The 13,080-nt window shown below is 38.4% G+C and carries 8 protein-coding genes; 5 read left to right on the top strand and 3 right to left on the bottom strand.

Annotated elements, in window-relative coordinates; translation table 11 throughout:
* The first annotated feature begins 55 nt into the window (after positions 1–55).
* Positions 56–2,356 carry a DUF3488 and DUF4129 domain-containing transglutaminase family protein gene (locus ACFFRD_RS16015; RefSeq protein ID WP_392482312.1) on the top strand — a complete coding sequence of 767 codons (2,301 nt, stop codon included), beginning with the start codon at positions 56–58 and terminating at the stop codon, positions 2,354–2,356.
* A 144-nt stretch (positions 2,357–2,500) separates the two neighbouring features.
* Here ACFFRD_RS16015 and ACFFRD_RS16010 read toward each other — a convergent pair whose 3' ends face one another.
* Entirely contained in the window at positions 2,501–2,977 is a 477-nt protein-coding gene (locus tag ACFFRD_RS16010) for a hypothetical protein (protein ID WP_179072219.1), read from the bottom strand.
* Positions 2,978–3,062: 85 nt separating this feature from the next.
* Positions 3,063–4,337: a proton extrusion protein PcxA gene (locus ACFFRD_RS16005; RefSeq protein ID WP_392482311.1), complete on the bottom strand. Its 1,275-nt coding sequence runs from the start codon at positions 4,335–4,337 to the stop codon at positions 3,063–3,065.
* Positions 4,338–4,574: 237 nt separating this feature from the next.
* Here ACFFRD_RS16005 and ACFFRD_RS16000 point away from each other — a divergent pair, with 237 nt between their 5' ends.
* The 4 genes from ACFFRD_RS16000 to ACFFRD_RS15985 all read left to right on the top strand — a co-directional run bounded on the left by ACFFRD_RS16000 (position 4,575) and on the right by ACFFRD_RS15985 (position 11,712).
* On the top strand, positions 4,575–4,685 hold the full coding sequence (locus tag ACFFRD_RS16000) for a tetratricopeptide repeat protein (RefSeq protein ID WP_392482309.1): 111 nt from the start codon (positions 4,575–4,577) through the stop codon (positions 4,683–4,685).
* 96 nt (positions 4,686–4,781) lie between these two features.
* On the top strand, positions 4,782–4,904 hold the full coding sequence (locus ACFFRD_RS15995; RefSeq protein ID WP_392482307.1) for a hypothetical protein: 123 nt from the start codon (positions 4,782–4,784) through the stop codon (positions 4,902–4,904).
* A 348-nt stretch (positions 4,905–5,252) separates the two neighbouring features.
* A complete protein-coding gene (locus ACFFRD_RS15990) occupies positions 5,253–10,676 on the top strand; it encodes an AAA family ATPase (protein WP_392483083.1) in 5,424 nt (1,807 codons plus the stop codon).
* Positions 10,677–10,860: 184 nt separating this feature from the next.
* A complete protein-coding gene (locus ACFFRD_RS15985) occupies positions 10,861–11,712 on the top strand; it encodes an SDR family oxidoreductase (protein ID WP_392482305.1) in 852 nt (283 codons plus the stop codon).
* A 164-nt stretch (positions 11,713–11,876) separates the two neighbouring features.
* Here ACFFRD_RS15985 and ACFFRD_RS15980 read toward each other — a convergent pair whose 3' ends face one another.
* On the bottom strand, positions 11,877–12,599 hold the full coding sequence (locus ACFFRD_RS15980; protein WP_392482304.1) for a carbonic anhydrase: 723 nt from the start codon (positions 12,597–12,599) through the stop codon (positions 11,877–11,879).
* Positions 12,600–13,080 lie beyond the last annotated feature (481 nt).

The following is a 13,080-nucleotide window of genomic DNA, read 5'->3' as shown; positions in this document are numbered from 1 at the left end:
AACATTGTTTCCGTGGCATCTATAACTTAGACTCGAAATGCTCAACTTATCCAGGATGAATCGGTTTTGGCGTGTCCCTGTGGGTAATTGGCGGCAAAATTTGCAGCGATCGCCTTTGACAGAAGTGGAAGATTCAATTTCCTTGCGGGTGCTGGTGCTAGCATTGGTTATTTTGGGAATTGGGGCGACAGATATCGCCGCCGAGACTTCATTCAGTTTTTGGGCGTTACCCCTGAGTGTATTTGGTGCGATTTGGAGTTACTATCGTCGCCGCGATCGCAATGTTGCAGTTCAATTTTGCATCGCTATCGGAATGTTAATAGCGCTGGGTGCTTTCTTTGGGCGGTTAGTGGGAGAGTTGAATGATACGCGGTTGGGTTTGGCGGAGTTATTAATTCAACTTCAGGTGTTGCACAGCTTTGATACACCCCGCCGGAAAAATTTGGGCTATTCGATTGTTATAGGACTGATTTTATTGGGTGTGGCGGCAACGTTAAGTCAGACTTTAGCATTTGCACCTGTGTTGCTGTTATTTTTAGCGATCGCTTTGCCAACTTTAGTGCTAGATTATCGCTCACGCTTGGGTTTGCAGCCATTAAAAAATCAAAAGGAAAAATTCAACCCAAAGAATTCCTCAACTCTTAATTTTAAATTTTTAACTCTGACTTTTTTACTAATTGTCAGTCTGGGGCTGGCAATTTTTGCTGTTTTACCAAGATTTCCCGGTTATCAATTACGGAATTTTCCTGTAAGTTCTTCTATCCAGTTAAAAGGTAATTTTACTGGCCGTACTATCATCAATCCCGGTTATGTCCGTCAAGGTAGTGGTAATAATCAAGGCAGTGGTACGGGACAAGGCCAAAGTGGTCAACCAGGTAAGGTAGATAATAACTTTTATTACGGTTTTAATAGCCAAATTAACCAAAATCTGCGCGGTGAGATGAAACCTAAAGTTGTGATGCGGGTGCGATCGCAAGCTGAGGGTTTTTGGCGAGTACTAGGATTTGACCGCTATACGGGTAAAGGATGGGAAGTTTCCCGTAATGAAGATGTTACGACCATCAAGCGATCGCCTTGGTCTTACCAAATTTTCCTGAACCCACCTCTGACTACTGCTAAAACCCAAGAAATAGTACAAACTTATACAGTAGTGGCGGACTTGCCTAACCTAATTCCGGCGATGGCTTATCCCAAAGAGATTTACTTTCCGACACCAATGGTTGCGGTTGATAAAGAAGATGGATTGCGATCGCCTGTGGAATTATCAGAAGGACTCACCTACACAGTAATTTCTGAAGTACCATACCGCGATCGCACTAAATTAGGTGAAGCTTCTACTAAATATCCACGAGATATTAAACAGCATTATCTGCAAATTCCTCCCGAAATTGCCGAAAAAGTCCGGCAACGTACCGAAGAAATCCTTGCTAACTACAGTCGGGAAGGAGTCACAAAGTCTTCTAAAAGCCTAGATTCAGCCTATGAAAAGGCTCTCTACTTAGCTCAATATTTAAAGCAACGTTACTCTCTTCCCAAAAATGCCTTAGATTTGCCTTATTTGGGAGAAAAAGATGACTTAGTAGAAGCTTTTTTATTCAAATATAAAGGTGGTTATCCAGACCACTTCTCCACAGTTCTCACGGTGATGCTACGTTCCATTGGTATCCCAGCGCGGTTAGTAGCAGGGTTTAGTTCAGGAGAATTTAATCCATTTACAGGACTATATGTTGTCCGTAATACTGACGCTTATGCGATGACAGAAGTATATTTTCCGAAATATGGCTGGTTTGCCTTTGACCCGATTCCCAATCATCCCCTCATACCTCCATCAGTAGAAGATACTCAGACTTTTAGTGTCTTGCGCCAGTTATGGCACTGGGTTGCTGGATGGCTACCTTCTCCAGTGACAGGTTTATTGAATAATGTATTTGAGACAATATTTAGGTGGGTGATTAGAGCGATCGCTTGGTTTTTAGCTTTATTTTCTCAAGGTTGGTTTGGTATATTAACTGGCTTAATCTTGGCAACTACAGCGGCTTTCTTTGGTTGGCTGGGTTGGGGTCAGTGGCGAGAGTGGCGCAACCGCCGATGGTTAAAGAGATTGCCAGCAATGGAAAGCCTTTATCAACAAATGCTGCAATGGACAACCCAAAAAGGTTTAGGTAAACATCCAGCACAAACACCTTTAGAGTATGCCAGAGGATCATACCAGCATCATCCCCCAGCAACTGCTGAGGTAATAGATGAGATTAGCCAAGCCTATGTTGACTGGCGTTATGGTGGTCATACGCCTAACTTGAAGCGACTGCGGCAAAGATGGCAAGGTATCAAAAAGGCAGGTAAGGCTGATAAGTAACTCCAGTTGCGGGTTATCAACTGACGTGTGTTTGCTAACCCTCAATTCATACGATGTTTTGTGTAAGTCCTATAGAAGAAACTTTAAATGCAATAAATTCTAAAATACCAAATATAGCTGTAGCTACACCTGCCTCCTTAAGAATTATTTCCGTCGCTTTGGCATAGGACGCATCGCTTCCCGACCCAACATAAACATCCCTGCAACACCCAAACTAACAAACCAAACATATTGATACCAGTATTGCCGAATCTGCTCACCAGTGCTGAGTTCTGGATGCAAGGTGTTCAAGTACAGTAGTAGCACTAATATCATCAGTGCCCCAAAACCAACAAAGCTTAAGCCAACACGAATTCGTACAGGTCGCAGTTCAAAATCACTAATAGTGTCTAGGTCAATTTCTGCCAATTCCTTAAAGGAGTCATCTGCCAAAGATGAGGTTGCTTGGAATTTATTGCTCAGTTTTGGTGGCAAAATCGGCGACAGTGTTGCTACAGTTGGGCGGCGTAGTAAAGCCTCGGTATCTCGCAGCAATTGCAATGGCTTACGGTTAGTAGTTTGTTGAGCAAACTCTATATTGTCTGTGGAAGTTGGGGCATTGGCTTTACTTTCAAAATCCATAGTACGCTTCAGAAAAACCAGGATATACATAGCCTAGCGAATCATCAGAAAAATGAATCAAAATAATATAATTATGAATTATAAATTACTCGTCCATCTCTTTTAATGTTGCTAATGCCGACGGAGATAAACGACTCAGATAGCGGAATATCCAGTACTTAAAGATAGTGTTTAAAATTACAGGAAATGTCGCAATAAATAAAAATATTGCATTTCTACTGGCTGGCAAACCTAAATGTTCTGCAAATCCTTCCAGAAGAACCTCCCATCCATCTGGGGAATGGAATCCTACGAATATATCTGTAAAGAGAATAATTATAAAAGCCTTAGCACTATCGCTCAATCCATAAACTATAGTATCTAAGAAAGACTTCACAATCACAATTTCTCTTTTACTATAAACGATAATTATACTAAAAGAAATTAATGATATCAAATCAGCAAATACATTACTAACAGCACTATTAGTTTTTAGATTAAATTCCTCAGCTATCTCAATTGCTTTCTCCTTTATTTTTTCTTTAATTACCTCCGAAGAAAGGGCTGGTGCATTTTTTAATAAAGATTCAAACCTCAAATTTTGTTGAAAATTAGATAATTCATGGAGAGCTTCTTTTTCTATGTCAGAATTGATGAAGATTTGAGATGTATTCTCTCCTCTGGTCTTTTCTAATAGAGGAATAACTAAGAATTGTTTAGATAGAATCTGAGTCAAAAGTGGAACAATAATTAAAGTGAGCAAAAATCTTAGACCAACCTTTGTTCTATTTCTAGAAATTCGGTAATTTTTGACAAATTCTTCTTCTCCCTGTGGTGAAAAATCACCTTTAATTTTATTAATAGTTCTGCCAAGAGACCCAGGGAAAGCTCTAGCTTTTTGATTTGGAGGCAGACGTTTAATATTAGATAATTCTGGTTGTTTATTGATTTCACTCTGATTAACTTTTAGTGATTCATTATTTGACAATAACTCACTGTTACTAATCAGCTCATCTTTGATAGCATATTTCTCTACAACTTCATCAATGACCTTCAGCTTTTCTAATAAAACAGAATTAGAGATATTGACAATTCCCCGACTAAGTTGGAATTCTGCCAGCCTGAACTTAATAATAGTTAGGTTTTTATCAAGATAGACTTGCCAATAAGACATCGCGGTTTCAGTATATTTTCCTGATTTTGAAGATATTTTTTTACCTTCAAAATGTTCTATTTCGATGTTTTTAATTCTCTGAGCAGCTTGTTGAGCTTCTAAGAGTGCCCTTTCTGGTGTATCGAAAAACCAATTTTTAAGCGATCGCAAATAATTTTGCAAATTTTGGTGAAGCAATTCTGCTGTTTTGGTAAATGAATTTTTCATGATATGTATAAATATTTATACCATGTGTATTATAGTTATATAAATATGAAAAGTAAGTAATACCTAGTTTAAAATATTATTAACTATTAAGGCAGAGTATTAATAGACTCAGTATTCAACTTTATGGGAAACAAGCCTTAGAGGATGTTTTAAAAGTCCTTTCGTCGGTAGTAAAACGTTATCGATACCCTCAACCTTGCGCCACCTTCCGCCAGTCGAGGAATTGCCTGCTTTGAGTTGGGAGACAAGAAGGGAGCAATTACTGATTTTAATCAAGCTTTGCGGATTAATCCTAACTTGGCTTCCGCTTACACTGGTCGGGGGGTTGCCCAGGGCAAACGCATCTAAAGTATAAGAATCCTTTAATAGCAAGGGTTTTGGCGTTTTTTAATTTAGCCTATTTTTTCATCAAGATCCTTGTCCAGCAAGGGTTTTAGAAATCCCGTGCGTTCGCCCTGGGGGGTTGCCCGTTATGCATTTGGAGATAAACAAGGTGCGATCGCGGATTTACAGAAAGCTGCTGATCTCAATTCGGAACAAGGGATTATCAACAACTACTGGAGTTAATTAAAAAGCTTCAATATTAAGGGTATGGGAAAAATATTTTCTAACGGTTCTCCGTTGAATTCAATACAGACCTCAGAGGTTGTTTGAAAAGTGTTTCACTGTGACTTTCATTGCCGCTCTGTCAATTCGCCTCAATGCTGCGGTACAAGAATTATAGGTAAATGCTAAATTGATTAATCTTTAGAGTTTTCAAGAATTTTATCGACTTTTAAAACACGCCCTAATTAAAACATCCAAGAGATTTCTTTATTATTCCTTGAAGTAAATGTCATTAATTCTACCAATGCAGTCAGAGTTTAAATGATTGATATTAGAAAAGCCATAAAAATCTCGAAGGATGAACCCAGTATGTTTAGCAGCCAAGTCAGTATTCCCGGTTATCAAGTTAGCAAAGAACTTTATAACGGCTCTAGAACCCTAGTTTATCAGGGATATAGAGAAACTGATCAAAAACCTGTGGTGATTAAACTGCTAAAAAATCTTTATCCTACATTTAGCGAACTCGTACAATTTCGTAACCAGTACACCATTACCAAAAATCTCAACTATCCCGGAATCATTCAAACCTATACTCTGGAACCATACCAGAATGTTTATATATTGGTGATGGAAGACTTTGGGGGAATTTCCCTTAAGGATTATTTCGCCAATAATAATAATGTTGCATCTCTAAATGAATTTTTACAAATCGCAATATCTTTATGTGATGCCTTAGATATACTTTCCCGTCATCGAATTATTCATAAAGATATAAAACCCGCCAATATATTAATTAACCCCGAAACTAAGCAAATAAAGGTAATTGACTTTAGTATTGCCTCTTTATTACCACGGGAAACCCAAACGCTCATCAGCCCTAATGTATTAGAAGGTACGCTGGCTTATATTTCCCCAGAACAAACAGGAAGGATGAATCGGGGAATTGACTACCGGGCTGACTTTTATTCTTTAGGTATTACTTTTTATGAATTACTTACAGGAAAGTTACCCTTTCAATCAAACGATGTGATGGAGTTAGTGCATTGTCATATTGCGAAACAAGCTCCGCTTTTAGGAAATAGCGAAGAAATTCCCCAAGTTCTTTGTGACATCGTGACCAAATTAATGGCAAAAAATGCCGAAGACCGTTATCAAAGCGCATTAGGGCTGAAATTAGATTTAGAAATTTGTTTACATCAGCTAAACGAAATTGGCAGAATTGAGAGTTTTTCAATTGCTCAAAGAGATGTGTGCGATCGCTTCATTATCCCCGACAAACTCTATGGAAGAGAAACAGAAGTAAAAACCCTGCTTCAAGCATTTGAAAGAGTTAGCCTTGGTGCTACAGAAATGATGCTGATAGCGGGGTTTTCTGGGATTGGTAAAACTGCGGTTGTTAACGAAGTTCATAAACCGATAGTTCGTCAACGCGGTTATTTTATTAAAGGTAAATATGACCAATTTAATCGCAATATTCCCTTCAGTGCTTTTGTGCAAGTTTTCCGAGATTTAATGGCACAATTGTTAACAGAAAGCGATCTTCAAATTCAGCAATGGAAAACTAAAATTTTAGAAGCAGTTGGTGAGAACGGACAGGTAATTATTGAAGTTATCCCCGAATTATCAAGAATTATTGGTCAACAACCACCTACTACAGAATTATCGGGAACTGCGGCCCAAAATCGATTTAATTTATTATTCCAGAAATTCACCAAAGTCTTTACGAGTGATGCACATCCATTAGTGATGTTTTTAGATGATTTGCAATGGGCTGATTCGGCATCACTGATGTTAATGCAGTTATTAATGGCTGATACAAAGCATTTTTTATTAATTGGTGCCTATCGTGATAATGAAGTCAACCCAGCACACCAGTTAATGTTGACTTTGAATGATATTCAAAAAACAGCAGCCACGATTAATACGATTACTTTAACACCACTGAGTCAAGAGCAGGTAAATCAATTAGTTGCTGACACACTTCAATGCTCAAAAAATTTGGCATGGACTCTTTCTCGCTTAGTATCCCAAAAAACTCAAGGTAATCCATTTTTTGCTACACAGTTCCTTAAAGCATTACATCAAGATGGAGTAATTGAATTTAACTTAGAGTTGGGATGTTGGCAATGTGATATCACGCAAATAAATCAGCGATCGCTCACAAATGATATCGTTGAATTCATGGCATTGCAATTACAAAAGTTGCCAGAATCAACTCAAGATATTTTAAAATTAGCTGCCTGTATCGGCAATCAGTTTGATTTAGAAACATTAGCAATTGTTTCTAAACAATCAAAAATAGAAACGGCTGTTTGTTTGTGGAATGCTTTACAGGAAGGTTTGATTTTACCCCAAAGTGAGGTTTATAAGTTTTTTGTGGGTTCAGAAAATCAAGCTGTTACTCAACAAAATTCCGAAATTATTGGATATAAATTTCTACACGATCGCATCCAACAAGCAGCTTATTCCTTAATTCCGTCAGATCAAAAACAAAAAACACATTTGATGATTGGTCAATTGTTATTGCAAGGGTTATCCGAGCAGGAGCAACAAGAACGGATTTTTGACTTAGTAAACCAACTGAATTTGGGACAAGGTGCGATCGCTGAAGATGATTCTCTTTCGACCATTGCTACCCATGAGCAGAAAAAACAACTGGCTCGCTTAAATCTGCAAGCAGGACAAAAGGCAAAACTGTCGGCTGCTTATCAAGCATCTCAGAGCTATTGTACTACTGGGATTGATTTATTACCCGTAACTGCTTGGCAGACTGACTATGAACTAATGTACAGTTTGCATCGTGATGGCTCAGAAGCAACTTATCTGTGTGGTAATTTTGACCGAGCCGAAGCCCTTTATGGGGAAGCACTGAGCCATGCTGAAACACCCCTGGACAAAGCAGTGATTTATCGCGTGCAGATGACTCAATATCAGCTTCAAGGACGCAATGCGGAAGCGATCGCTATGCAAAGCCAAAGTTTACAACTACTTGACTGGGAAATGCCTACAGAACAAGAGTTAATTCAAGCGAGTCTGGACAAAGAAATTGCCATAGTTAATAAATTTTTAGAGCAGCAGACTGTTGAATCTATTCTCAATCTTCCCAAAATGTCAGATGCCAGTATTGCAGAAATGTTGCGAATTTTACAAATTCTCTTCTATGCTGCATGGCTTAATGGTCAACCGACTTTAGGATTGCTGGTACTCGCCAAGATGACCACTTTATCTTTGCAGTATGGTAACAGCGATATGTCCCCCTTTAGCTATGCCGGCTATGCCTTAATTGCCAATGCTATCCTCCAGGATTTGGGAACAGCTTATCAGTTTGGAGAAATGGCGGTGCAGCTTTGCGAACAGTTTGATAATGCAGATGTCCGGGGAATGACTAATTTTTTGTTTGCTGCGGATGTCCATAGCTGGAGTCATCCAATTAGAGAAGCAGATACATACTATGACAACGCCTACAAGTATGGTATGGAAGCAGGGAACTGGCTGACCGTTGGCTTTATGATCATCCTAAGTGGTTCCGATCGCCTCACTTATGGTAAAAATCTAGATGAACTATATGCGATCGCCCAAGCCCATGCAGATTTTCTCCGCCGCATCAAAAGTTTAGAAAACCTAGATGCTTTAATTGTCGGAGTTATTCAACCAATTCGCAATCTGCTTGGTTTAACAAAAAACTCCTTCAGCTTTGATGACGATAGTTTCAGTGAAGCTGAATATTTACAAAAATATAGCAATACCCCTTATCATCTAGCTTGGTTATATTCTGTCAAAATCCGTCATGCTTATTTATTTGACCACAAAGCCGCATACCCAGATTTAATTTCCCAACTGAGCATAATTGAAAATACCATTTCCAGTCATGCCAAAGTCCCTTCTAGCGTGTTTTATGTAGCATTAATGCATCTGTCTCTAGCTGAAATTGCTAGCGACGAGCAAGAGCGTCAGTTCCATTGGCAAGCGCTAATTCCCTTAGAGGAACGCTTAAACAGTTGGGCAAAAGCCTGCCCAGAAAATATTCTCCACAAGTGTCTGCTAATACTTGCAGAAAAAGCACGCTTAAAGGGACAAAAAGCAGAAGCACTCGATTTTTATGAACAAGCCATTGCTCAAGCTCAACGTCAAGGTTATGGCTATGAAGAAGCCCTCGCCAACGAACTTGCAGCTAAATTTTTCCTCGATTGGGGCAAAGAAAAAGCCGCCTCAGATTATATACATGAAGCCTACTATTGCTATAGCCGTTGGGGTGCAAAAGCCAAAATCTTGGACTTAGAAAAACGCTATCCTCAACTTCTCAAACCCATCCTAGAACAGCAACGACTTACCCTCAACCCCCTAGAAACTATTAGCTTGCGTGGGACTTCCTCATCTGGTTGTACAAATAGTACTGGCAGTACTGCTATTTCCGATGGTCTGGATTTTACCTCTGTCCTCAAAGCAGCTATTGCTATTTCCAGTTCTCTGGAATTAGAGCAACTTATTGCCAGCCTCACTCGCATTATCATAGAAAACTCTGGTGCAAAAAAAGCTGTACTGCTGCTTCCCGAAGCAGGCAATTGGCAAGTTCGAGCAATTACTTTTATTGAGCATAAAGAAATGCAGACTATACTCGAACCTCAATCACTAGATAATTGTCGATACATTCCTTTAAATATTATCTATTATGTCAAAAATACCCAACGAACAGTTGTGATTGACAATTGCAAAACAGATATCCCTGGTTTAATTGGAGAATATATACTGCAACATCAACCTAAAAGTATATTTTGTACTCCGATTATTAATCAAGGGCATTTAGTGGGAATTCTCTACCTAGAAAATCAACTGACTCAAGGAGTATTTTCTAGCGCTCGTCTCAAAGTCATTCACTTATTGTCTTCTCAAGCAGCAATATCCCTAGAGAATGCTCGACTTTATCAACAAGCTGGGCAAGCATTACAAGATTTGCAACAAGCACAACTGCAAATTGTCCAAAGTGAAAAAATGTCTGCACTGGGTAATTTAGTTGCTGGAGTTGGTCATGAAATGAATAATCCATTAGGCTTTATTTTTGCTACTCTCCAACAAGCTAAACCGACCCTGAATGATATTGTTAAACACTTAAAGCTATATCAAAAGACCTTGACCAACAAGAGTGATGAAATCAAAGACCATGCCGAAGAAATTGACTTAGATTATACCTTAGAAGACTTACCCAAAATGATAGACGCAATGGTGGTGGCTTGCGACAGGTTGACAAATATTAGTACTAGTCTCCGCACTTTTTCCCGTGCTGACAAAGATTATAAAGTGCCATTTAATATACATGAAGGAATTAATAGTACAATATTAATCCTCAAACATCGCTTGAAAGCAAATGAAGAACATCCCGCTATTGAAGTAATTACTAACTATGGAGATTTACCCTTAGTTAATTGTTTCCCAGGGCAATTAAATCAGGTATTTATGAATATAATAGCTAATGCAGTTGATGCGTTTGAAGAATCAAATATTGGGCAGACATTTGCAGAAATCAAAGCTAATCCTAACCGGATTACAATTACAACATTAAAGACAGATAAATATGTAAAAATATCAATTACTGATAATGGTCAAGGGATTAATAAAGCAATCAAACAAAAGATTTTCGATCATTTATTTACTACCAAACAGGTAGGTAAAGGAACGGGTTTAGGATTAGCGATCGCTAAGTCTATTGTGGTAGAAAAACATGACGGGAGTTTGGATGTGAATTCTACCTTGGGTGTTGGAACTGAATTTGTCATCACCTTACCAATTCTCGCTTGATTTAACCTGAGTTAGGCGGAAGAAAAAGTCTGAAAACTCATTCAATACTTTTCGGATAAGCATAAACAACTTTCTTTTGTCCTGCGAAAAGATTAAAGGGCAAGGAGTAAAGCTGATTGCTATATCACATCAAAAATTATTAATTATAATTGGTGTTATTAATAAGTAACAGTAATAGCTGACTATGCTGAAAATTTTAGTGACAGGCGCAACTGGAAACGTCGGACAAGAAGTTCTTCGCTTACTGCAATCCCACGATTGTAATGTCTGTGCCGCAGTTAGAAATCCAAACAGCGCTAAACACCTTTTAGGCAGCAATATCCAAACCATCCCCTTCGACTTTACCAATCCTGATACCTTTGATTATGCTTTTTTTCAAGTCAATAAACTTTTTTTAGTGCGTCCACCTGCTCTTGCTAATATTCGTCTTCAAATTGCCCCAGCTTTAAATGCTGCAAAACTTGCAGGCGTTGAGCATATCGTATTTCTTTCAATACTCGGAGCCGAACGCAACCCTTTTGTGCCACACTCCCAGATTGAACGCTATGTAAACCAATTGGGTATTAAAGCCACCTTTTTACGGTGCAGCTTTTTTATGCAAAACCTTAGTACCACACACAGAGAAGACATCAAAGTTCGTGGTGAATTGCTTCTTCCGGCTGGTAACGGGAAAACAAGTTTCATTGATGTGCGAGATATTGCTGCCGTTGCAGTTCGTACTTTACTTGAAGATGGGCATCAGGGAAAAGCATATCCGCTTACGGGTGCAGAAGCCTTAACCTATTACGAAGTAGCAGACATTTTCACATCGATTTTAGGTAAACCGATACGCTATAATCCTTCTCTGCTAAAGTTTATTCGACAAACGCGCTCATCGGGACTGCCAATAGACTTTATTTTAGTAATGCTAGTAATCTATACTACAGCTCGGTTAGGATTGGCAGGCAAAATCACATCTGATACTGAGCAATTGCTCAATCGTTCACCTCTAACCATACGGCAGTATATCGAAGACTATCGACAGTTATGGCTATAAGTTTATTTTGCTTACTGTCAGCAGTTATAATTCCATTATTCCTAAAATTTAACGTCCAATTTCCAATTTTTGGCACCGTGATGCCTACGCATAAAAATATTTGATAAATAATTTTTTATAACATTATTAAGCTCAGAATAGTATGCCTAAAAGGTATTATGTATTCAAGTAATTATGTTGACCTTACCAGTGTCAATATCGTAACAAGCACCAACAATTTTTAGTTTACCTTCACTGAGCAATTTAGCTAAAATTGTTGAGCTTTCCTGCAATTTTTCAGTTTGATATTGAATGTTGGCAATAACTGCATTTTGCATATTATCACCCGTTCTTAACTTTACTCTTTCAACAGATGGTTTGATGCCCTCAATAATCAAACCAATTCTTCCAGGAAGTGGTTCGTTTTTGATTGCTTCTGCCACTGCACCGCATCTTTTATGACCTAAAATCACAATCAACTGCGAACCCAATACTGTTGTAGAGTATTCTAGACTACCTATAACTGTGTCACTGACCACATTACCAGCAACTCGCACAACAAATAAATCTCCAAGTCCTTGATCGAAAACAATTTCCGCAGGGACTCTGGAATCTGCACAGCCCAATATGGCGGCAAAAGGATATTGAGCTTTAGCGACTAATCGCAGATGTTCTAATGATTGATCGGGATATTGGCGTTTTTGATTGATAAATCTTTGATTCCCATCTAGTAAGCGTTTTATAGCTTCATTAGAACTCACTGGATTAGAGCTAACTGGGTGAATATCAGCAATAGCAGTTTGCTCTGTATTCAAAAAGCTATCACCAAAAGCAGTAGCCGCAATACCTACCACACTGGCAAATTTTAAGAAATCACGTCGCCCTACAAATCCATTAATTCGACTCATTAATCTAGCTGATAACAACAAAGCTGTTCTCAGGAAGATATCACCTTCAAGCAAGATGTAAGAGTACCATCCTACACCATTTAAGAGTCATTTAATCTTCATGTGCGATCGCTACGGTTACTTCATGTATCTAGCTTTTACAAACACAAGAGTTGTATTAGACATCTCCAGAAATTAAATATGCCTTATCTATAACCTTTGTAGAAACATAGTAATGCTCATTTCTATATTTTTTATCAGATATTTATTGACACAAATGCACAATTGTGCAATCTAATGAGATTGTGGTTTTAATTGATGAAAAAGAAAGTAGGTTGCCGTCATTTGAAGATTTACTTTAAGCTTTGTGTCAAAATAGCTGATTTTGGTCTGCTAGTGAAAATGTGCCTAAAATATCATCATATATTGAGAATATATAACCAATCAAGTAATTCTTTTTCTGAAGTAAATAGATTTTTTACATAGATAGTAAACAAACAGC

The organism is Nostoc sp. C110, assembly GCF_043099725.1.
Classification (GTDB): Bacteria; Cyanobacteriota; Cyanobacteriia; order Cyanobacteriales; family Nostocaceae; genus Nostoc; species Nostoc muscorum_A.
The sequence above is the reverse complement of the archived record's forward strand: the minus strand, read 5'-3'. Positions and strand labels throughout refer to the sequence as shown.

What these genes read in the sequence shown, in the direction of transcription:
- ACFFRD_RS16010 (WP_179072219.1), bottom strand. Translation starts at nt 2,977, where the DNA reads ATGGATTTTGAAAGTAAAGCCAATGCCCCAACTTCCACAGACAATATA.
- ACFFRD_RS16015 (WP_392482312.1), top strand. Translation starts at nt 56, where the DNA reads ATGAATCGGTTTTGGCGTGTCCCTGTGGGTAATTGGCGGCAAAATTTG.
- ACFFRD_RS15990 (WP_392483083.1), top strand. Translation starts at nt 5,253, where the DNA reads ATGTTTAGCAGCCAAGTCAGTATTCCCGGTTATCAAGTTAGCAAAGAA.
- ACFFRD_RS15985 (WP_392482305.1), top strand. Translation starts at nt 10,861, where the DNA reads ATGCTGAAAATTTTAGTGACAGGCGCAACTGGAAACGTCGGACAAGAA.
- ACFFRD_RS16005 (WP_392482311.1), bottom strand. Translation starts at nt 4,337, where the DNA reads ATGAAAAATTCATTTACCAAAACAGCAGAATTGCTTCACCAAAATTTG.
- ACFFRD_RS15980 (WP_392482304.1), bottom strand. Translation starts at nt 12,599, where the DNA reads ATGAGTCGAATTAATGGATTTGTAGGGCGACGTGATTTCTTAAAATTT.